At 63.1% G+C, this 21151-nt stretch carries 22 protein-coding genes and 1 tRNA gene; 14 read left to right on the plus strand and 9 right to left on the minus strand.

Annotated elements, in window-relative coordinates:
* Positions 1–60: 60 nt before the first annotated feature.
* Both dprA and plsY read right to left on the minus strand, forming a co-directional pair.
* Positions 61–1188 (minus strand): DNA-processing protein DprA, encoded by a 1128-nt coding sequence (gene dprA / locus QYC26_RS03460; protein ID WP_317514004.1) that lies wholly within the window; start codon positions 1186–1188, stop codon positions 61–63.
* On the minus strand, positions 1181–1840 hold the full coding sequence (plsY, locus tag QYC26_RS03465) for a glycerol-3-phosphate 1-O-acyltransferase PlsY (RefSeq protein WP_411197622.1): 660 nt from the start codon (positions 1838–1840) through the stop codon (positions 1181–1183). Before plsY ends, dprA begins: the two co-directional genes overlap by 8 nt.
* Positions 1841–1950: 110 nt before the next feature.
* On the opposite strand from plsY, the gene murI reads away from it, so the two are divergent.
* The 4 genes from murI to QYC26_RS03485 all read left to right on the plus strand — a co-directional run bounded on the left by murI (position 1951) and on the right by QYC26_RS03485 (position 6552).
* Positions 1951–2748, plus strand: coding sequence for a glutamate racemase (gene murI, locus QYC26_RS03470; protein ID WP_317514990.1), 798 nt, complete (start codon positions 1951–1953; stop codon positions 2746–2748).
* A gap of 137 nt (positions 2749–2885) precedes the next feature.
* Positions 2886–4100 (plus strand): 5-aminolevulinate synthase, encoded by a 1215-nt coding sequence (hemA, locus tag QYC26_RS03475; RefSeq protein ID WP_317514006.1) that lies wholly within the window; start codon positions 2886–2888, stop codon positions 4098–4100.
* Positions 4101–4330: 230 nt separating this feature from the next.
* Positions 4331–5863, plus strand: a complete 1533-nt coding sequence (locus QYC26_RS03480; protein WP_317514007.1) for a catalase — start codon at positions 4331–4333, stop codon at positions 5861–5863.
* Positions 5864–5988: 125 nt separating this feature from the next.
* Complete coding sequence (locus QYC26_RS03485; RefSeq protein WP_317514008.1) at positions 5989–6552, plus strand: ankyrin repeat domain-containing protein; 564 nt, start codon at positions 5989–5991, stop codon at positions 6550–6552.
* 56 nt (positions 6553–6608) lie between these two features.
* On the opposite strand, the gene QYC26_RS03490 is transcribed toward QYC26_RS03485, so the two are convergent.
* Positions 6609–7835: an NAD(P)/FAD-dependent oxidoreductase gene (locus tag QYC26_RS03490; protein WP_317514009.1), complete on the minus strand. Its 1227-nt coding sequence runs from the start codon at positions 7833–7835 to the stop codon at positions 6609–6611.
* A gap of 124 nt (positions 7836–7959) precedes the next feature.
* Positions 7960–8418 carry a hypothetical protein gene (locus tag QYC26_RS03495; RefSeq protein ID WP_317514010.1) on the minus strand — a complete coding sequence of 153 codons (459 nt, stop codon included), beginning with the start codon at positions 8416–8418 and terminating at the stop codon, positions 7960–7962.
* A gap of 169 nt (positions 8419–8587) precedes the next feature.
* Between QYC26_RS03495 and QYC26_RS03500 the strand changes: the two genes are divergently transcribed.
* The 4 genes from QYC26_RS03500 to QYC26_RS03515 are packed head-to-tail and all read left to right on the plus strand — an operon-like array spanning position 8588 to position 11552.
* A complete protein-coding gene (locus tag QYC26_RS03500; protein ID WP_317514011.1) occupies positions 8588–9040 on the plus strand; it encodes an RpiB/LacA/LacB family sugar-phosphate isomerase in 453 nt (150 codons plus the stop codon).
* Positions 9037–10350, plus strand: a complete 1314-nt coding sequence (gene glyA / locus QYC26_RS03505; RefSeq protein WP_317514012.1) for a serine hydroxymethyltransferase — start codon at positions 9037–9039, stop codon at positions 10348–10350. The genes QYC26_RS03500 and glyA overlap by 4 nt, the downstream gene beginning before the upstream one ends.
* 3 nt (positions 10351–10353) lie before the next feature.
* Positions 10354–10815, plus strand: coding sequence for a transcriptional regulator NrdR (nrdR, locus tag QYC26_RS03510; protein ID WP_317514013.1), 462 nt, complete (start codon positions 10354–10356; stop codon positions 10813–10815).
* Positions 10816–10817: 2 nt separating this feature from the next.
* The gene (locus QYC26_RS03515; RefSeq protein WP_317514014.1) at positions 10818–11552 is read left to right on the plus strand and encodes an RNA methyltransferase; all 735 of its coding nucleotides are present in this window, start codon (positions 10818–10820) and stop codon (positions 11550–11552) included.
* On the opposite strand, the gene QYC26_RS03520 is transcribed toward QYC26_RS03515, so the two are convergent.
* Positions 11549–11692: a hypothetical protein gene (locus QYC26_RS03520; protein WP_317514015.1), complete on the minus strand. Its 144-nt coding sequence runs from the start codon at positions 11690–11692 to the stop codon at positions 11549–11551. The genes QYC26_RS03515 and QYC26_RS03520 overlap by 4 nt on opposite strands.
* Positions 11679–11987, minus strand: a complete 309-nt coding sequence (locus tag QYC26_RS03525; protein WP_317514016.1) for a chorismate mutase — start codon at positions 11985–11987, stop codon at positions 11679–11681. The genes QYC26_RS03520 and QYC26_RS03525 overlap by 14 nt, the downstream gene beginning before the upstream one ends.
* A gap of 180 nt (positions 11988–12167) precedes the next feature.
* Here QYC26_RS03525 and rpsD point away from each other — a divergent pair, with 180 nt between their 5' ends.
* The 4 genes from rpsD (at position 12168) to QYC26_RS03545 (ending at position 15182) form a co-directional block, all read left to right on the plus strand.
* Positions 12168–12782 carry a 30S ribosomal protein S4 gene (gene rpsD, locus QYC26_RS03530; RefSeq protein WP_317514017.1) on the plus strand — a complete coding sequence of 205 codons (615 nt, stop codon included), beginning with the start codon at positions 12168–12170 and terminating at the stop codon, positions 12780–12782.
* 197 nt (positions 12783–12979) lie between these two features.
* The gene (locus tag QYC26_RS03535) at positions 12980–13960 is read left to right on the plus strand and encodes an agmatine deiminase family protein (RefSeq protein ID WP_317514018.1); all 981 of its coding nucleotides are present in this window, start codon (positions 12980–12982) and stop codon (positions 13958–13960) included.
* Entirely contained in the window at positions 13957–14805 is an 849-nt protein-coding gene (aguB, locus tag QYC26_RS03540) for an N-carbamoylputrescine amidase (RefSeq protein ID WP_317514019.1), read from the plus strand. Before QYC26_RS03535 ends, aguB begins: the two co-directional genes overlap by 4 nt.
* 83 nt (positions 14806–14888) lie before the next feature.
* Positions 14889–15182, plus strand: coding sequence for an antibiotic biosynthesis monooxygenase family protein (locus QYC26_RS03545; RefSeq protein ID WP_317514020.1), 294 nt, complete (start codon positions 14889–14891; stop codon positions 15180–15182).
* Here QYC26_RS03545 and QYC26_RS03550 read toward each other — a convergent pair.
* The gene (locus QYC26_RS03550; protein WP_411197623.1) at positions 15169–15828 is read right to left on the minus strand and encodes a uracil-DNA glycosylase; all 660 of its coding nucleotides are present in this window, start codon (positions 15826–15828) and stop codon (positions 15169–15171) included. The genes QYC26_RS03545 and QYC26_RS03550 overlap by 14 nt on opposite strands.
* A gap of 14 nt (positions 15829–15842) precedes the next feature.
* Here QYC26_RS03550 and folK point away from each other — a divergent pair, with 14 nt between their 5' ends.
* Both folK and QYC26_RS03560 read left to right on the plus strand, forming a co-directional pair.
* Entirely contained in the window at positions 15843–16358 is a 516-nt protein-coding gene (gene folK / locus QYC26_RS03555; RefSeq protein ID WP_317514021.1) for a 2-amino-4-hydroxy-6-hydroxymethyldihydropteridine diphosphokinase, read from the plus strand.
* An 18-nt stretch (positions 16359–16376) separates the two neighbouring features.
* Positions 16377–16452, plus strand: a tRNA-Lys gene (locus tag QYC26_RS03560).
* A gap of 486 nt (positions 16453–16938) precedes the next feature.
* Here the strand turns inward: QYC26_RS03560 and QYC26_RS03565 are convergent.
* Together QYC26_RS03565 and QYC26_RS03570 are read right to left on the minus strand one after the other, a co-directional pair.
* The gene (locus tag QYC26_RS03565) at positions 16939–18549 is read right to left on the minus strand and encodes an NAD(P)/FAD-dependent oxidoreductase (RefSeq protein ID WP_317514022.1); all 1611 of its coding nucleotides are present in this window, start codon (positions 18547–18549) and stop codon (positions 16939–16941) included.
* 226 nt (positions 18550–18775) lie between these two features.
* Positions 18776–21118: an arylsulfatase gene (locus QYC26_RS03570; protein ID WP_317514023.1), complete on the minus strand. Its 2343-nt coding sequence runs from the start codon at positions 21116–21118 to the stop codon at positions 18776–18778.
* Positions 21119–21151 lie beyond the last annotated feature (33 nt).

Genomic DNA, 21151 nt, shown 5'->3' on the forward strand with positions numbered 1-21151 from the left:
TGTTACACGTATACGCGTGAAGCTGATGACTGCGGGCCCCTGCCGTCAAGGGCCTTTCTTCTAGCCCGTTCGGCTTACCTTGCCACCGGCATGTCGTTCAAGCCGTCCCGCAAGCTCCAGCTCAAGCAATATCGTCTGCACGATCGCCGCCGGCACGCCCGACTGGCGAATGATCTCATCCACCGCCACGCCCACCGTGCCAAGCAATCCGGTCACCACGCGCCGGGCCTCGTCATCGGCCTCCACGGGTACGGGTACGGGTGCCGGTTCGCGCAGCACCGGCGCGGTGGTCGGCGCCAACCGCGCAAGGCCCTGCCCCATCGGCCCGATCGCCTCGATCACATCGGCGGCGGACTGGATCAGCGTCGCGCCCTCGCGGATCAGCCCGTTGCAGCCTTGCGCACGCGGATCGAGCGGAAAGCCCGGCACCGCCATCACCTCGCGCCCCGCCTCATTGGCCAGCCGCGCGGTGATCAGCGATCCCGATCGCGGCGCGGCCTCGACGACGACGGTCCCCGCCGTCATTCCCGCGATGATCCGGTTGCGCCGTGGAAAATGGCGCGCCAGCGGCTCGCGCCCCGGCGGCTGTTCGGCGATCAGTACGCCCTCGCCCGCAATCGCGTCCTGCAATCCGGCATTTTCGGGCGGAAAGGCGATGTCGATCCCGCTCGCGATCACCCCCACCGTCCCGGTCTTGAGCGATCCGTTATGCGCCGCGGTATCGATGCCGCGCGCCAGCCCCGAAACGACCAGCATCCCCGCCTCACCCAGCGCCTGCGCCAGCTCGCGGGCGAACTTGCACGCCGCCGCCGAGGCATTGCGCGCGCCGACGATCGCCACCGCCGGCCGCTCCAGCAGCGCCAGATTGCCGCGCACGATGATCGCGGGCGGCGCATCCTCCAGTTCATTGAGCAAACGCGGATAGAGCCCCGTCCCGCAGAACAGATAGCGCGCACCCAGCGTGCGCACCGCATCCACCTCGGCCTCGATCGCGGCTATCTCGGCCAGCCGCGGCGCACGGCCGCCGCCCCGCGCCGCCAGTCGGGGCAGTTCCTCGATCGCGGCCTGCGCGGTGCCGAACCGCGCGAGCAGCTGGCGATAGGTGATGGGGCCGATATTGGCGGATCGGATCAGGCGCAGCCGGGCCAGGCCGTCATCAGCCGAAACCCGGGCCGGGCCATCAGCCATGCGTTGGCGTGTCCTTGCCCGCAGCCTTGCCCGCGCCGATGCGCGGTTCGGTCCCGGCCAGCAGCCGGCCGATATTCTCGCGGTGCTTCCACAGCACCATCAGCGTGAAGATAAGGAACAGGATCACCAGGTCGAACCGCCCGATCGCAGCCGCCGCCACGGGGAGCACGATCGCCGCCGTCATCCCGCCCAGCGACGAAATGCGCGTCACCGCGATCGTCCCGATCCACGCCACGGCGAACACCAGCCCGCAAATCCAGTTACAGGCCACCGCGATGCCGAACAATGTCGCCACGCCCTTGCCGCCGCGAAAACCCAGCCATGCCGGGTAAAGGTGCCCGAAAAAAGCGCCAACCGCCGCCAGCGGGCCGCCGCCGTCGAACAGCGCAGCACCGATCAGCACGGCCACCGCGCCCTTTACCGCGTCAAGGATCAGCGTCGCCGCGGCCAGCCCCTTGCGGCCGGTGCGCAGCACATTGGTGGCCCCGATATTGCCCGACCCTATCTTGCGCAGGTCGCCCGCTCCAGTCAGGCGCGTCAGCACCAGCCCGAAGGGAATGGATCCAAGAAGATAGCCGGTCAGCAGCGCCGTTGCCGGCGCGATCCAGGGTGCCACGAAACCTCCATTATTTGGCAGTAGGCCGCAAAACATAGAGGATTATGGCGGTCCCGCAACATAATCACGCGCGCACCGTCATGGGCGCGGACCGGCGCCTGCGCTCCTCGATTGCGCGGCCTTCCAAGCCCCCTTATGTGACGGGCATGACCGACAGCCGCCCGATCCTATTCTTCGACTCCGGTGTTGGGGGGCTTTCGGTGCTCGCGCCGACCCGGCTTCTGCTGCCGCAGGCCCCCTTCGTCTATGTCGCGGACAATGCGGGCTTTCCCTACGGCATCAAGACCGAGGCCGAGATTGCGGCGCGCGTGCCCGCGCTCCTTGGCCGGCTGGCCGAACGCTATGATCCGCGCATCATCGTCATCGCGTGCAACACCGCCTCCACCATCGCGCTCGCCCATGTCCGCCATGCGCTCGAGCTGCCGATCGTGGGCACGGTGCCGGCCATCAAGCCGGCGGCGCAAAGCTCGAAATCGCGCGTCATCGGCGTACTCGGCACCGACGCCACCGTCCGCCAGCCCTATGTCGATCGACTCTCGGCCGAATTCGCGTCCGATTGCACCGTGCTGCGCCACGGCTCGGCCGATCTCGTCCAGGCCGCCGAGGCGCGGCTGCGCGGCGAAGCGCCCGATCCTCGGATTTTCGCGCGTGCCATGGCGGGGCTTACCGATCAGCCCGGCGGCGATCGGCTCGATACCGTCGTTCTTGCCTGCACGCATTTCCCGCTGGTCGAGGCCGAACTGCGCGCCGCTGCCCCGCACCCCATTGATTTCGTTGACGGCAGCGCCGGGATCGCCCGGCGCACCGCCTATCTGACGCAGGGCCAGTCCTGGCCCGATGTCCCCGGTGACGGGCTCGCAGTCTTCACCGCCCCGCTCCCCGGCGCCGATGCGCTGGCCCCGGCCCTTGCAGCCTACGGATTATCCCGTATCGTCACGCCCTGATCGTTCTGCTCTTTCGCTGTAATCGCGATTATCGCACAATTTGCGAAGCGTTCGCGCTGGAAATACCCGCCATGGAAGGGTAAAGCCGGCCGGACGACAGCCAGAGGCAGACACGAACGGGTCTGAAGGGCAGAACATTGGATTATCAGCGCGTATTTTCCCAGGCGATCGATCGGCTCCATGCCGAGGGGCGTTACCGGGTTTTTATCGACATCCTGCGCAACAAGGGCATGTTCCCCAATGCGCGGTGCTTTGCGGGGCATAACGGGCCCAAGCCGATCACCGTCTGGTGCTCGAACGACTATCTCTCGATGGGCCAGCACCCCAAGGTCATCGCCGCGATGGAAGAGGCGCTGCACGATGTCGGCGCCGGCTCGGGCGGCACCCGCAATATCGGCGGCAATACGCACTATCATATCGATCTCGAATCCGAACTTGCCGATCTGCACGGCAAACAAGGCGCGCTGATCTTCACCTCGGGCTATGTCTCGAACGAGGCGACGCTCGCCACGCTCGGCAAGATCCTGCCCGGCTGCATCATCTTTTCGGACGAACTCAACCACGCCTCGATGATCGCGGGCATCCGCAATTCGGGCTGTGAAAAGCAGATCTTCCGCCACAATGATCTCGCGCATCTCGAAGAACTGCTGGCCGCCGCCGATCCCGAGGCGCCCAAGCTCATCGCCTTCGAAAGCGTCTATTCGATGGATGCAGACGTCGCGCCCATCGCCGAGATCTGCGACCTTGCCGACAAATATAACGCGATCACCTATCTCGACGAGGTTCATGCCGTCGGCATGTACGGCGCGCGCGGCGGCGGCATTTCGGAACGCGACAATGTCGCCCATCGCCTGACGATCATCGAAGGCACGCTGGGCAAGGCCTTTGGCGTGATGGGCGGCTATATCGCGGCCGACAAGACGATCATCGACGTCATCCGCTCCTATGCGCCGGGTTTCATCTTCACCACCTCGCTGTCGCCGGTGCTGGTCGCAGGCGTGCTCGCCTCGGTCCGCCACCTCAAACAGTCAAGCGTCGAGCGGGATGCCCAGCAGGCATCGGCGCAGATGCTCAAGGACATGTTCGCCGAGGCCGGTCTCCCGGTCATGCCGTCGACCACGCATATCGTGCCGCTGATGGTGGGCGATCCGGTCAAGGCAAAGCGGATCACCGATATCCTGCTCGCCGAATACGGCGTCTATGTGCAGCCGATCAATTATCCCACCGTACCGCGCGGCACCGAACGCCTGCGCTTCACCCCCGGCCCCTCGCATGACGCGGCCATGATGCGCGAGTTGACCGATGCGCTGGTCGAAATCTGGGAACGGCTGGAGCTGCGCAAGGCCGCCTGATCGCATCCCTTCGATACGCTTCCACTATGGCGGTCCCTGGCACAGGGGCCGCCATAGTGCGTTTGGGCGCCCGCCCGCAGCACTCATCGGAAATATTTCAGAAACAAAATGAATTGATCGATCGGCTCGATATCTGTCAGCCCGTCAATTCGTTTCTTTTTCGCGCCCCCATTTCTTAGGCCCTCCCTAGGGCGCTGATGCGCCTCGGCTTTTTTATCAGGGGAGACCGAATGTCCCGTTTCATCATCGCGGCACTGGCCGCCAGCGTTTCGACCGGCGCCATCGCTGCCGACCCGCAATTCACGCGCGACAATGGCGCGCCCATCGGTGAAAACCGCAACTCCAAAACCGCCGGCGATCACGGCCCGGTCCTGCTGGAGGATTCGCACCTCATCGAAAAGCTCGCGCGCTTCGACCGCGAACGCATTCCCGAACGCGTCGTCCATGCGCGCGGCACCGGTGCGCAGGGCAGCTTCAAGGCCACCGCAGACATTAGCGGCCTCACCCGCGCCTCGCTCTTCGCGCCGGGCAAGGAAACCCCGGTCTTCGTCCGTTTCTCGACCGTGATCCACGGCCTGCACAGCCCCGAAGGCATGCGCGATCCGCACGGCTTCGCGACGAAATTCTATACCGATGAAGGCAATTGGGATCTGGTCGGCAACAACCTGCCCATCTTCTTCATCCGCGATGCGATCCAGTTCCCCGACATGATCCATGCGCTCAAACCCTCGCCGATCACGAACAAGCAGGATCCCAACCGGGTCTTCGACTTCTTCTCGGCAACGCCCGAAGCCACCAACATGATCACCCATGTCTGGTCGAACCTCGGCACCCCGGCCTCGTACCGCACGATGGACGGCAACGGCGTCCACGCGTTCAAGCTCGTCAACGCCGAAGGCCAGACGATCTTCGCCAAGTTCCGCTGGATCAGCAAACAGGGCGTGAAAAACCTCAGCGGCGACGAAGCCGCCAAGGCGCCCTTCAACTATCTGACCGACGATCTCTACGGCGAGATCGCCAAGGGCAATTTCCCGAAATGGGATCTGATGGTCCAGACGATGAAGCCCGAAGAGTTCACGGATCTGAACTACAACCCGTTCGACGATACCAAGGAATGGCTGGGCAAGCCCTGGACCAAGATCGGCGAAATGACGCTCGACAAGATCCCGCCCAACTTCTTCGAATATACCGAACAGGTCGCGCTGGCGCCGTCGAACATGGTGCCGGGGATCGAGGCCTCGCCCGATCGCATGCTCCAGGGCCGCCTCTTCTCCTATGCGGATACGCAGCGTTATCGCCTCGGCGCCAATGCGCAGCTGCTGCCGGTGAACAAGCCCCGCGTCGCGGTCGTAAACAACAACCAGGACGGATCGCTGAGCAGCGCGGGCCGCAATGCGGAGGTGAATTATTTCCCCGCCGCCACCGCACCCAAGGCCACCGCGAACCAGTATCGCCAGTCGCCCTATGACGTGAACGCCACGGTCGATGCCAAGCCGATTTCAAAGACCAACAGCTTCGAACAGGCCGGCATTTTCTATCGCGGGCTTTCCGCCGACGACAAGGCGCACCTGATCAAGAACCTCACCGGCGATCTCTCGCAGGTGAAATCGGCCCGCACGCGCACGATCATGGTCAGCTATTTCTATCAGGCGGATGCCGATTACGGCACGCGCGTCGCCAAGGGCGTGAGCGTCCCGATGGCCGATGTGATGAAGGCCGTCGCCGAATATAAGGCTGCGAACCCGCAGGAATATTCGAACTAACCCCAGATTGCGCGGGAGGCACCATGCCCTCCCGCGCAAAGGCTCCGGCTGCCGGGCCCTCGCGCCTACCGCCTGGATCGCGGCATCCGGGGCCACCCCATCCTCTTTCGCGAAGGACGCCCTCCATGCTTGGTTTCATCATGGCCGCGCTGGCCGCTGCCTCTTCTCCCGCAGCCGAAGTCCAGCCGGTTGCGCTTCCCACCCCCGAACGGCGGCAGGAACTGCTGTTCGACGCCGCGCGCGAAGGGCGCGTGGACCTTATTCCGCTGCTCATCCGTGGCGGCGCCGATGCCAATGCGATGAACGCGCGCGGCTTCACCCCCGCGATCCTTGCCGCCTATAACGATCAGGTCGCAGCCCTCGACACGCTGATCGCGGCGGGCGCCGATGCCTGCCGCCCCGATCGCGGACAGGGCAATACCGCGCTGATGGGCGCGGCGTTCAAGGGCGCGGATGCGGTTGCTGCCCGGCTGCTCAAGGCCGGATGCGATGTGAACGCGCGCAACAAGGCGGGGCAGACCGCGCTGATGATGGCGGCGATGCTGGGGCGCGCCGAACAGGTCAGGATGCTGCTCGCCGCCGGTGCCGATGCCGGTCTTGTCGATTTCGAAGGGCGCACCGCCCGCGCGGTGGCGGCGGTTCAGGGCCATCAGGCCGTGATCGACCTGCTCGGCGAAACGGCCCGCTGAAACATGGACCGGGCCGGCGCTTCGCAGCGAAGCCACCGGCCCGTCATTTGGCTATATCAGGCAACAAGTTCCTTCAGCGGAACGCCCGCATCGGCCAGCTTGTCGCGGTCGGGCGAAATCCGGTCGATCACCAGCTTGCGGCCCTGCACATAATCCTTGGTCGCGTTGACGCAGTCGAGCGCGATCACCCGGCCCTGCTTCAGATAGACGACCGAGAAATTGCGGCTCGCCGGCTCGCCCCGCACGACGATATCGTCATGCCCGGTCGAAAGCCCCACGGTCTGCAGCTTCAGATCATATTGGTTCGACCAGAACCACGGCACCGCGTGATAGGGCTGGCGATCGCCCATGATGCCCTTCGCCACGCACGAGGCCTGGTCATTGGCGTTCTGCACCGATTCCAGGCGGATATGCTCACCGTCGCAGAAGTCGTTGGCATGCGCCGCGCAGTCGCCGATCGCATAGATGTCGGGCAGGCTGGTCTGGCAGAACTGGTCGACGTCAACGCCGTTGCCGCCAGTGGCGCCGGCTTCCAGCAGCGGGGCCACCGCCGGGATGATGCCGATGCCCACGATCGCCATCTGCGCGGGGATGATCTCGCCGTCTGCCATGCGCACGCCAGTGAGCGCGCCGGCTTCGCCGACAAAGCCCGCCATCTTGGCGTCCAGCCGCACGTCCACGCCGTGCGCGCGGTGCTCTTCTTCATAGAAACGCGACAGCGGCTCGCCCGCCACGCGCGCCAGAACGCGCGGCAACGCTTCCAGAACGGTCACCTTCTTGCCGAACTTGCTGAGCACCGCCGCCGCTTCCAGCCCGATATAGCCGCCGCCAACCACGACGACATCGGTCACATGGTCAAGCGCGTCCTTCATCGCATCGGCATCGGCGCGGGTGCGCACGACATGGATGCCCTTCAGATCGGCGCCCTCGCACGGCAGCATGCGCGGCGAACCACCGGCGGCCCAGATCAGCGTGCCATAACCGATCTGCTCGCCCCCGGCGATCGTCACGGTCTTGGCGGCGGGGTCGACCTGCGTCACGCGGCGCCCGGTCAGCATCTCGACCTTGCGCTCGCCCCAAAAGGTTGCGGGGCGGATGAGGATGCGTTCGAACGCTTTCTCGCCCGCCAGATAATCCTTGGACAGCGGCGGCCGCTCATAGGGGATTTCGGGTTCGTCGCCGACGATCGCCACCGTGCCTTCATAACCCTGCTGGCGCAGAACAACCGCTGCCTGCGCCCCGGCATGGCCGGCACCGACGATCAGGACGTCATAGGAAGTCATTGAATTTCAATCCCCTCTACCAACCGAAGGCAAATGCCGGCGATCGGCCGGCATGCCGCTTATGAATCTTCAGCGTCTTCTGGACCAGAAAACCCTATCGGTCTGCAACCGCCATTTGCGGTCCTCAGTCGCGGCAAAAGCCCTCGCCCGCCACAATCATCAGGCAATCCGCCTTGTCAGCAAGATATTTCAGCCCCGTTTCGGCGCCCTTGGCCCGCCGCACGCGTTCTTCATGCCCACCGCGCATGAAAGTGATCGTCTCGCCAGACGCCATGCCATTATACACGCTGGTACCGTCGAGCAGGCTGATCTTCAGGACATAATGGCCCGGCTTGTCGCCCTTCGCGATATCCAGCGCCAGCCCTTCGACGCCCACCCATTTGCCAACCCAGTCATCGGTTGGGAAACTTCCCTCCGCCGCATCGCCCGACATGTCATGGCCCGCCATGTTCGCCATATTGTGCGGCATCGCCTCCGCCGCGGCATTGCCGCTATCGGCCGCTGCCCCCGGCTGTTCGGTCTTTTGCTGGCACGCCGCGAGCAGCAACGAAGCGGCCAGCAGTGCATATCCATGACGGCGCATAACGGCTCTCCTTGCATCAGGGTATTTGATTGCCGCGCGAACAGACCAAAGCACGGCGCCCCTGTCCATATGCTTCGCTATGCGGCATTCTTAGCGGGTGGTGTTTCCGGCCCGGCTGGCCTAGAGAGCCCGCGTCCGACTCATCAGATTTCTTTGCAGGAGCGCAGCCATGCGTATCGCCCTCGCATCCGATCATGCCGCTGTCGAGCTGAAGACCCTCCTTGTGGAATGGGCTCGCGCGCAGGGGCATGAGGTTGCGGACCTCGGCCCTGAAACCGCCGATCGCGTCGACTATCCCGATTATGGTTACAAGCTGGCCGATCACATCGCCGCTGGCAAGGCCGATTTCGGCGTCGCGCTGTGCGGCTCGGGGATCGGCATCTCGATCGCCGTCAACCGCAACCCCGCCTGCCGCTGCGCATTGGTGTCGGACAATCTGTCCGCCCGCCTCGCGCGGGAGCACAACAACGCGAACGTGATCGCGATGGGCGCGCGGCTGATCGGCCCCGATACTGCCAAGGACTGCCTCGCCGCATTCCTCGCCACCAATTTCGAAGGCGGTCGTCATGGCGGCCGCGTTGACAAGCTTTCCAATCCCACCCTCGTGAAGGAGCCCGCATGAGCACCAATCCCGCCCCTTTGAGCGACGTACAGCCCGCAGGCTATTTCACCCGCACCCTCGCTGAATCCGATCCCGCGGTGTTCGCCGGCGTCCGGCACGAACTGGAGCGTGAACAGCACCAGATCGAACTGATCGCCTCGGAAAACATCGTCTCGCGCGCCGTTCTCGAAGCGCAGGGCTCGGTGTTCACCAACAAATATGCCGAAGGCTATCCGGGCAAGCGCTATTATCAGGGCTGCGCGCCGTCGGATGAAGTCGAAACGCTCGCCATCGAACGCGCGAAAAAGCTGTTCAACTGCGGCTTCGCCAACGTCCAGCCGCACTCGGGCGCGCAGGCGAACGGCGCGGTCATGCTCGCGCTCACCAAGCCCGGCGACACGATCATGGGCCTCTCGCTCGACGCTGGCGGCCACCTCACCCACGGCGCGCGTCCGGCGCTGTCGGGCAAGTGGTACAATGCCGTGCAATACGGCGTGCGCGCCGACGATCACCTGATCGATTTCGATCAGGTCGAAAAGCTGGCCAAGGAAAACAAGCCCGCGCTTATCATCGCTGGTGGTTCGGCCTATCCGCGCCACATCGATTTCGCGCGCTTCCGCGCGATTGCCGATGAAGTCGGCGCGCTGTTCATGGTCGATATGGCGCATTTCGCCGGCCTCGTCGCGGGCGGCGTCCACCCCAGCCCGTTCGAACATGCGCATGTCGTCACCACCACGACGCACAAGACGCTGCGTGGCCCGCGCGGCGGCATGATCATGACGAACGACGAAGCGATCTCGAAGAAGATCAATTCGGCGGTCTTCCCCGGCCTCCAGGGCGGCCCGCTGATGCACGTCATCGCGGCCAAGGCGGTTGCCTTCGGTGAAGCGCTGCAGCCCGACTTCAAGAACTACGCCGCAGCTGTCGTCGAAAACGCCAAGGTTCTGGCCGCGACGCTCAAGGAACGCGGTGCAGACCTCGTTTCGGGTGGCACCGACACGCACCTCGCGCTCGTCGATCTGCGTCCGCTCGGCGTCACCGGCAAGGATGCCGACGAAGCGCTCGAGCGTTCGGCCATCACCTGCAACAAGAACGGCATTCCGTTCGATCCGCTGCCGCCGACGAAGACCAGCGGCATCCGCGTCGGTTCGCCCGCCGGCACCACGCGCGGCTTCGGCACCGCCGAATTCCGCGAAATCGGCAACATGATCGCCGATGTGCTCGACGGTCTGAAGGCCAAGGGCGAGCATGGCGATCCGGCGGTCGAAGCCGACGTCAAGGCCCGCGTCCGCACGCTGTGCGATCGCTTCCCGATCTATCCGGGGGCGTAATCGTTGAAGTGTCCCTTCTGCAGTCATGATGACAGTCAGGTGAAGGACAGCCGCCCGACCGAGGACGGCGCCGCAATTCGTCGGCGCCGTCAGTGCGAGGGCTGCGGCGCGCGCTTCACCACCTTCGAGCGCATTCAGTTGCGCGAACTGACGGTGGTGAAGAGCGAGGGACGCCGCGAAGCGTTCGACCGCGACAAGCTCCAGCGGTCGCTCATGATCGCCTGCCGCAAGCGGGCGATCGATCCGTCGCGGCTCGAACGGCTCGTCTCCGCGATCCAGCGGCAGATCGAAACCAGCGGCGAGAGCGAGGTCAGCGCGGCCACGCTCGGCGGCATGGTGATGGATGGGCTGAAGGCGTTGGACAGCGTCGCCTATATCCGCTTCGCCTCGGTTTATAAGGATTTTACCGAGGCCAAGGATTTCGAAGATTTTGCCGGCAGCGTGAAAGACATAGGCAGCAAGTGACGATGACCGAGACTATATCGGCGGCCCCCGTGCCCGCAATCGTGCTCGTGCGCCCCCAGCTGGGCGAAAATATCGGCAAGGCCGCACGCGCCATGCTCAATTTCGGGCTCGCCGAAATGCGTCTCGTGTCGCCGCGCGATGGCTGGCCCAATCCCGCCGCTGGCCCCGCCGCCTCGGGCGCGGATATCGTGCTCGAAGGCGCCAAGGTCTATGAAAGCGTCGCCGACGCCGTGGCCGATTGCCAGAATGTCTACGCTACCACCGTGCGCAAGCGCGGGGTAACCAAGCCGGTGGTGACGCCCGAGGTCGCCGCGCGCGAGATCCGCGCCACCACGGGCAAGTCGGCGATCCTGTTCGGCCCCGAACGCTCGGGGCTCGAGACCGACGATGTCGCGCTTGCACGCACGATCATCACCGTTCCGATCAATCCCGAATTCGGCTCGCTCAACCTTGCCCAGGCGGTCATCCTGTGCGCCTATGAATGGTCGAAGGGCGAAGCGCTCGCCAGCCCGCCCAGCGTCGAACTGGATCCCCCTGCCCCGCAGGACGAACTTGAGGGCATGATCGGCCAGCTCGAAACCATGCTCGATGGTGCAGGCTATTTCTTCCCGCCCGATCGCATTCCCGCCACCAAGCGGACGCTGCGCACGCTGCTCACCAAGCCCGGCTGGAACAGCAACGAAGTGCGCACGCTGCGCGGGGTGCTCTCCAGCCTCGCCAATCCGCGCGCGCGCTAGGCTTCCTGCACCAGCCCCTTGGGGATGCACCAGCCCCAATCGGCATAGCATTTGCGGATCGCGTCGTGGAGGACATGCAGATTCTCCGAATCATCGTCCGCCCGGTCCACGCGCCCGTTTCTCCGGTCAGCTCCGTTCATCAAACCGGTCCATCTCATAAGCGATGGACGCTTCCACCAGTTCTTCCCACAACATGCCTGCAATTTCGGGCGGATAGCCGAGTTCGGCCGCGTGCGCGCGGACATTGGCGATCACCTGCGCCTTGCGCGGCTCGTCACGCACCATGCCGCGCTCGGGCTTGATGCGCGCGGCCGCCTGCATGAAGCGGAAACGTTCGGCCAGCAACTCGGACAGGTCCCGGTCAATCGAATCAACGCCGGCGCGGACCTCCGCCATCGTGGTGCATTCTTCGGCTGCTTTGCGAGTCTCGGTCATGCGCGTCTCTTAACGCGGGACACGCCCCTGTCCATCTTCCCCTGCCTATCTTGACGTCCCGAGGGGGATCGGCCATAGGCGCGGTTCGCAATTGGCCCCGCACCCCGGTGAAGCGGTGGCCCTACCCTTTGGGTAGCGCGGTTCCGGGGACATTTGAAACACGCAATTGAAGGACAGATCATGTCGAAGCGCAACAGCGCCAAGTACAAGCTCGACCGCCGCATGGGCGAAAACATCTGGGGTCGCCCGAAGAGCCCGGTCAACAAGCGCGAATACGGCCCCGGCCAGCACGGTCAGCGCCGCAAGGGCAAGATGTCGGACTTCGGCATTCAGCTCCGCGCCAAGCAGAAGCTCAAGGGCTACTACGGTGAAGTCACCGAAAAGCAGTTCAAGAAGGCCTATTTCGAAGCAGCCCGCATGAAGGGCGACACCGGTCAGAACCTGATCGGCCTGCTCGAACGCCGCCTTGACGCGATCGTCTACCGCGCAAAGTTCGCGCCGACGATCTTCTCGGCTCGCCAGCTCGTTTCGCACGGCCACATCTTTGTGAACGGCGTTCGCTGCAACATCGCTTCGCGTCAGGTTAAGCCCGGCGACGAAATCACCCTCGGCAAGAAGGCGCAGGAAATGGCGCTCGTTCTCGAAGCACAGAGCCTCGCAGAACGCGACATCCCTGACTACGTCGCTGTCGACGGCGCCGCAAAGGTCACCTTCACGCGCGTCCCGACGCTCGACGAAGTGCCCTATCCGGTGAAGATGGAACCGAACCTCGTCGTCGAATTCTATTCGCGCTGATCGGTTCTTCACAGAACAGAGAAAGGGCGGCCATTGGCCGCCCTTTTTTTGTGCGTCTCGCCGCGACACTCCCTTCATTCTCATGTCGCCTGTGTCCCAGCACCCATGCGCTTGCGACCGCGGCCACGGAATGCCATGAGGCGCTCAACATTTTCGGCTGAACGCCAGCCGCCTGCACATCTATTGGGATGAAATTCATGACGCTTCGCCAGCCGCCCGAATGGGCGCCGCATGACCGTGTTTGGATCGGCTTTCCAAGCCATGAAGAAGAATGGCCGGGCGTGATCGACGCCGCCCGCCGCGAAGTGGCTGCCTTCGCAAATGCGGTGCATGCCGGTGGTGCAGGCGAAACCGTTCACCTCGTGGCGGCGGATGCCCCATCGGCCGAGGCCGCACGCGCGCTTGTCGAAGACGGTGTCGTGGTTGAGCAAAAGCCCTTCGGCGACATCTGGTTGCGCGACACCGGCCCCATCATCATCGGCCAGGGCGCCGCGCGCCAGGCCCGTGATTTCGGCTTCAACTGCTGGGGCGGCAAGTTCGAGCTTCCGGGCGATAATGAAATCGGCGGGCTGCTGGCGAACAGCATCGGCATGCCCCCGCTGCGCTGCGATTGGGTGTTCGAAGGCGGCGCCATCGACACCGACGGCACGGGCCTTGTCGTGACCACCGAGCAATGCCTGCTCAACCCCAATCGCAACGCCGATCTCAGCCGCGCCGATATCGAAGCGCGACTGGCAGCCGAACTGGGGCTGGACCGGGTGCTCTGGCTGGGCGACGGGCTCGTGAACGATCACACCGACGGCCATGTGGATAACCTTGCCCGCTTCGTCGGCGAAAACCTGCTCGCACTCCCCGTTCCAGCAGGTGACGACGATCCGAACATCGCCATTTACGCCGATGCGCGCACACGCGCCGAAGCCTTTGGCGTGCAGGTGGTGGGCATCCCCTCCCCCGGTCGCCTCGAACGCGGTGGCGAGGTGATCCCGGCAAGCTATATGAACTTCTATATCGGCAACGCCGCCGTCGTCGTGCCGGTTTACGGCGCCCCCAATGACGATGCCGCTATCGCGGCCTTTGCAGAGCTGTTCCCGGGCAGAAAGGTTGTCGGCCAGCGTGCCGATCATATCTTGACCGGTGGTGGAAGCTTCCACTGCATCAGCCAGCAGGTGCCCGCATGACCGAGATGAAAGTTGCCGCGCTTCAATTGCCGCTGACCGATGATATCGACACCAACATCGCCGCCGTCTCCGCATTGGTGCGCGAAGCGGCCGCCAAGGGTGCCAATATCATCCTGCCGCCCGAATTGTTCGAAGGGCATTATTTCTGCCAGGTCGAGGACGAGGCCCTGTTTTCGCGCGCCCGGCCGACCGAGGAGCACCCGGCCGTGCTGGCGATGCAAAAGCTCGCCGCCGAACTGAAGATCTATATCCCCACCAGCTTCTTCGAAGCCGATGGCCCGCACCATTATAACAGCCTCGCCATGATCGACGACGAAGGCGCGATCATGGGCGTCTACCGCAAAAGCCACATTCCCGATGGCCCGGGCTATGAAGAAAAATATTATTTCCGCCCGGGCAACACCGGGTTCAAGGTGTGGAAAACCCGCTACGGCACCATTGGCGTCGGCATCTGCTGGGACCAATGGTATCCCGAATGCGCGCGGGCGATGATGCTGATGGGCGCAGAGGTACTCTTCTATCCCACCGCCATCGGCTCCGAGCCCTATGACGCCGATCTCGACACCAGCCGGATGTGGCAGCGCGCGATGATCGGCCACAGCGTATCGAACGTCGTCCCCGTCATCGCCTCCAACCGGATCGGCGATGAAAACGGCCAGAAATTCTACGGCCACAGCTTCATCACCAATGAATGGGGCGATTTCGAAGGCAATTTCGGTCCCGACGAAACCGGCGTTCTGGTCGCACGCATCGATCTGGAGCGCGCGCGCAAGCACCGCGCGGGCATGGGCTTTTTCCGTGATCGCCGCCCCGAACTCTATCACAGGCTGGCACAGGACATCTGAGCCCGGATTTTTTCGTGCTTTTCTAAATCGGTTGATCCATCCTGCAGGCAAATCATCGAAGAACCTGCAGGGAGGATCACCGAATGACCGTTGCCCGCCATTATATCATGCACGCCGCCGAAGGGCAGGATGCGATTCTGGAAACCGCGCTGCGCCAACTGGCCGATGTCGTCCGTGGCATTCCCGGAAATGAGGGCGTCGAACTGCTTCGCGACATCGGCAATGAACGCCGCTTCGTCTTCATCGAAAAATGGGAAAGCGTCGACGCGCACAAAGCCGCCGGCCAGCACGTTCCCAAGGAAACCTTCGCGCCGGTGATGGGCGCGCTCGATGGCCCGCCGGACGGCAGCTATCTGGATTATCTCAGCACGGTCTAAGGGCCATAGCCTGCTCGAACACGGCTTCGAACATCTCCGCCGTAAGCCGCCCGGTCCCCGTATTGAGGCGCGAGCAGTGATAGCTGTCGATCAGCCATTCCCCGCGCGGAAGGCGATGCACGGCGCCGTGTTCAAACCGCAACTTGGGCAGCTTGCCGCCCAGCATCTTGACCGTTGACTGGTGCGCGATCTGCCCCAGCGCGAGAAAAACCCGCGCCTTTGGCAAAGCTTCTCGCTCGGCCCGCAGGAATGTTCGGCAGGTCCGGATCTCCTCGGGCATCGGCTTGTTGTGCGGCGGCACGCACTTTACCGCATTCAACAACATAACGCCGTTAAGCCTGATAGCGTCCATCGGGTCCGCGCCATATTCGCCATCGACAAAACCGAATTTCGCCAAGGTCGCGAACAGCAATCTACCCGCCTCATCGCCCGTAAAGGCCCGGCCAGTTCGGTTCGCGCCGTGCAACCCGGGCGCAAGGCCAACAATGGTCAGCCATGCCTCCGGGTCGCCAAACGCTGGAACGGGGGCGTTCCACCATTTGGGTTGGGCAATGCGCTGCTCTTCCCGATACGCAGCAAGGCGGGGGCATAATGTGCAGTCCGGTGCAGGCTGGACCGCGTTCAGGGGGTTTTCTTCAATCATCATTCCGCGATAAGCGCATGGACGTGACCCTTACAAGCTATGCCATCGCGCTGGGATCGAACCGGGCCTTCAAAGGCTATCACAAGCCCCGCCACGTCCTCGCCGCAGCAATCGCAGCACTCCGCGGACAGGGCATTACGATCCTTGCCCTTTCACCGATCATGGAAACCGCTCCGATCGGCCCCTCCTCCCGCAAGTTCGCCAATGGGGCCGCACTTATCGAAACCCGCGACACTCCCGACGCGCTGCTCCGGCGCCTCAAGGCGCTTGAACGTTCCTTTGGTCGCCGCGCCGGCCAGCGCTGGGGCGCCCGCACGCTCGATCTCGACATCATTCTCTGGAGCGGCGGAGCCTGGCGCTCGCCAGGCCTTATAATTCCGCACCGCCTCTATGCCGAACGGCTGTTCGTGCTGGCCCCGCTGGCCCATGTTGCCCCACGCTGGCGCGATCCCCGCAACGGTCGGCACGTGCTGCAAAATTTTAAGCGCCTGGAGCGTAAAACCCCGGTTGACCGCAGCCGCCCATCCCCCTAGTGGAGACCGCCTTGGTGAGGGCCGTTAGCTCAGTCGGTAGAGCAACTGACTTTTAATCAGTAGGTCGCTGGTTCGAATCCAGCACGGCTCACCAAGGAAATCAACGAATTGAGCGATTTCACCCTAACCCCGACAATATCTAGCAACCACATAGCAACCACCGCAGGTAGTAAGGGAGAGCAATCCATCTTACCCTGTCGACAAAGGTTCGCGGGGCCTTGAAAAAGGAGTAAACTAGAGGTGTGGGGGCCGTAGGTTAGAATCCCTTCGCCCAGACCAATAAATCAATATTTTAGTGTGAAATTGTGCCGTCCATCTCTGCCCACATTTGACACCCTTCGCTCACATCGTCATTGCGAACTTCTGAGCCCCGAAGCTGATCAATCTGATCACGGCGCGAACCAATCCAACCCCATGCAGCCTCACAACAAAGCGAGAGTCAACGCGGCGCAAATTATTGCTGATACGCTCGCAATCCCTTGAATCCGTACAGGCGTTCACCGTGGATAAAGATTAACGCGCTCAGGCTGGCGCAAGGCGATGCTTTCTATTCTTGCCAGCGTCTCCAGCCCGGGCCTGATCACCTCGAACGCACGAAGCCTTCATAATTATTCTCGATCGCATCCGTACACGCGGCTGAATATTGTGGGAACCCACCAACATAGATCATGAACCCGCCCTTCTTTCCTTCGATATTTTTGCCATTATACCAAGATTCGGCGAGTCTATGCACAGTGCCCTCGGATATCTTATCGACATGGTCATGCCATCGATTTTCGGCCTCAAGAGTCGCCTCGATCCTCGCATAACCCTCCCTCCCCATATCGTCGATCACGCAGGCAGCCCAGTTGACCTGCCATTCACCCGTCGTGATCATCTGGGCCTGGGCTGCCGGAGTGGTCGGGCCATGGATCATGAAAAGATTGGGGAAACCGGCAATCATGGCACCAAGATAGGTAGTAGGCCCGTCGGACCATTTTTCCGCCAGCGTTAACCCTTCAACGCCTTCAATATCGATCCGCAACATGGCCCCGGTAATTGCGTCAAAGCCGGTGGCGGTAACGATTACATCGAGATCATACTCCGCTTTGGCCGTGCGCAGACCCAATGACGTATATGCGATGATCGGATCCGATTTCACGTCCACAAGCGTGACGTTGTCCCGGTTGTACATCTCATAATAGCCATTATCGACACAGAGCCGCTTGCCACCGATGGGATAGGTCGTAGGGCAAAGTAACTCAGCTGTGTGCGGAGACTTCACTGTCTCTCGAATCTTCTTGCGAACGAATTCGGACACGACTTCGTTCGCCGCCACATCAGTCATTACATCCTTGAACACCACGAGCAGTTGCATCGCCTTCTTCGAATTCCATGCCTGCTCCATCATCGCCTCCTGCTGCTCCGGCGTGCAGTCGTGCGCAGAAACATCGGAATATTCTACCAGGGAAGCGCCATAATAACCCAGCATCTGCTTTCGCCGCTCGGCATAGTCGCTCTTCCATTCCCTTTCATATTCCGTATCCAGCGGTCGGTTACCCGATGGCATGCTGAAGACGGGCGTGCGCTGGAAAACAAATAGATGCTCGGCCTGTTCCGCTATGAGGGGCGCGGCCTGAATGCCCGTCGAACCCGTACCGATCAGGCCGACGCGCTTGCCCGACAGATCCAGTCCTTCTCGCGGCCATTGCGTCGTGTGATAGATGTCACCGGTGAACGCCTCGCGTCCCGACCAGTTGGGGGTATTGGGGACGGTCAAGCTGCCGGTCGCCGCGATCACGTACCGACAAATAACCTCGTCCCCGTTGTCAGAATGAACATGCCAGCGGTTCGTCGCCACGTCGAACCGCATCTTCTTCACCATCGTGGAAAGCCGGATATGCTCGCGCAACCCAAAACGATCCGCGACATGGTTGGCGTACCGCTCGAGATCGGGCTGAGCGGAAAAATATTCCGGCCAGCGCCACTCCTGCTGCAAGGCCTCGTCAAAACTGTACGAATATTCGACGCTTTGAATATCTACCCGTGCGCCGGGGTAACGGTTCCAGTACCATGTGCCTCCTACACCATCGCCGGCTTCGAAACACAGGACATCATAATCCTTCCGCAGACGATGGACAGCATACATCCCCGAAAAGCCTGCACCGATGATAACAATATCGACATTCTTGACCGAAGCATTGTCTTGCACGTCTTCACTCCAGGGAATCTGACTATTTATTCGCGATGTACGACGGCGGCCTCATGCACCGACGCCTTCAGTTGTTCGTTACCATTTGAGCAGGCGTATTTTTCCAGCGTCCAAAAGCGCAGGCTACATCCTCCAGACGCCCCGTTTTCGCTTGAGCGCGATGGCACCCCTTATCGCCCGCGCCGGGAACAGTCGTGCGCTAAGGACCACTCAATGGAGGCTGCCATCAGCCCCTAGGGACGACTTCGAGTCTGTGGATTTCGCCCTTGAATGCGGCGTGACCTTCATATTCGCCCGTCACCAGCGTCCCGGAGTCCAGACCGACGTCAAAAGTGTCCGTCACTTCGGCTGGCATCACCAGCGCCCGTTCGATCCGGCCCGATGCGACTTCTCGGTCGTTGACGCTGATGCGCATCTGCCCGCCGCTCCCCGGCCCCTTGTCCGCCGCGAAATCATAGCGGACGATCGCCGTGCCCGCGGGAATGCGGTCACGCCCAGCGACGCGGAAGACGCGGTCGGCCTGGGTCGATCCGGCCATGGTGACGGTCGGCCGCCCGTCCTTCAGATAAAAGCTCCAGCCGCCGAAATGGCCGCCCAGCGCCGCCAGCACACCGTCCTGCGCGCCGCTTGCAGTCCGGATGTCGGCGGTCAGGGTGAAGCTGCCCGACAGACGCGGCGCGTAATCGCTGGGAATGCTTATATTCTTGCCCCAATAGACATAGCGGCTCTTGGGTTTAGCCGCGCCCATCACAGCCGCCGCGCGCTTGTTGACCTGATCGTCGACCGGGAAGACGTTGTTGCGTTCGGCTTCCGTCGCGAACAGCGCCTTCATCTCGGCCAGTTTCTGCGGATAGACACGGGCGAGATCGCGGCTCTGCGAGAAATCCTTGTCCAGATTATAAAGTTCCCACGGCCAGTCCGGGATCGGCGTGCCCTTGCGGTTATAGCCGATATTCTGCGGCGTGGTGCCGGCCCACCAGCCGTCATGATAGATGCCGCGATTGCCGATCAGCTCGAAATATTGCGTGTGCCGCTGCCCCGCCGCCCTGGCGTCGGCAAAGCTGTAGCCCATCGCCACGCCGTCCATCCGCCGTTGCCGCGCGCCGTTCACGACATCGGGCTGGGGCAAGCCCGCCGCCTCCAATATAGTCGGCGCGATGTCGACGACATGGTGGAATTGCGTGCGCAGCCCCCGTTCCTTGATATGGTCCGGCCAGGAGATGACCAGACCATTGCGGGCACCGCCCAGATGCGAGGCATAGGTCTTGGTCCATTGGAAGGGCGTCCCCATCGCCCAGGCCCAGCCCGCCGGATAATTTTCATTGGAGCGCGGCCCGCCCAACTCGTCCAGCCGCGCCAGCAGCTCCGGCTCGCTTTCCTTCGCGCCGTTGAAGAAGGTGCCGATCATGTTCACGTCGCCGTCGACGCCCGCTTCAGCCGAGCCGCCATTGTCGCCCTCGATGAAGATGACGAGGGTGTTGCCGAACTCGCCCATGCGTTCCAACTCATCGATGAGGCGGCCGAACTGCGCGTCCTGATAGGCGAGCATCCCCGCATAAACTTCCATCATCCTCGCGCTGATCTGTCGCCGCGCGGGCGTCAGGCTCGCCCAGGCGGGAATATAGGCGGGGCGCGGCGTCAGGCCTGTGTTGCCCGGAATGACGCCCATCCGTTTTTCCCGCGCCAGGGTTTCGGTCCTGACCTGGTCCCAGCCCTGGTCGAACATCCCCTTGAACCTGGCGATCCAGTCGGCGGGGGCCTGATGCGGAGCGTGCGCCGAGCCGGGGGCAAGGTAGATGAAGAAGGGTTTGTCCGCATCGGCTGCCTGCTGGTTGTGAATCCAGTCTAGCGCATCGTCGACCAGCATCTTGTCCAGCAGCTCGTCCTTCGCGCCGTGGACCGGCGTGGTGCCACGATAGAGGGTCGGCGAGAACTGGTTGGTCTGCCCGCCGACGAAGCCGTAGAAATATTCAAAGCCCAGCCCGGTCGGCCACTGGTCGAACGGCCCGGCGCGCGAGGTCGCGCCTGGCTGGATATTATGATGCTTGCCGAACATCGCCGTGTTGTAGCCGTTCAGGCGCAGCGTTTCGGCCACCGTCGCCGCGCTTTTGGGGATCACGCCGTTATAGCCGGGGAAGCCCATGGCGAAATCGGTGATCGCGCCCGTGCCGACCACATGGGAATTCCGCCCGGTCAGCAGTGCCGCGCGCGTGGGCGAACACATGGCGGTGGTGTGGAAGCGATTATATTTGAGCCCGCCCGACGCCAGCCTGTCCAGATTGGGTGTCGGGATCGGCCCGCCGAAGGTCGACGCCGCGCCAAAGCCGACGTCGTCGGTCAGCACCAGCAGCACGTTGGGCGCGCCCGCCGGGGCCTTCACCGTCTCGGCAGCGGCGGGAACGGACTCAGCGGCGGTCGGACCGATCTTGCCCGCGAAGGGTTGCAACGGCCTGGGCAGAATGACTTCGCCGCCCGGGGCCGCGCTGCCCTGAACGGGAACCCCGACGCAAACCAGGCCAATCAACGCCGTCGGCACGAACCATTGCCGTGAACCCAAACTGTGCCGCATTCGCCTCTCCATATTATCGCTTTGCCCCTTCAG

This window comes from Sphingomonas sp. C3-2, assembly GCF_033025475.1.
Taxonomy (GTDB): domain Bacteria; phylum Pseudomonadota; class Alphaproteobacteria; order Sphingomonadales; family Sphingomonadaceae; genus Sphingobium_A.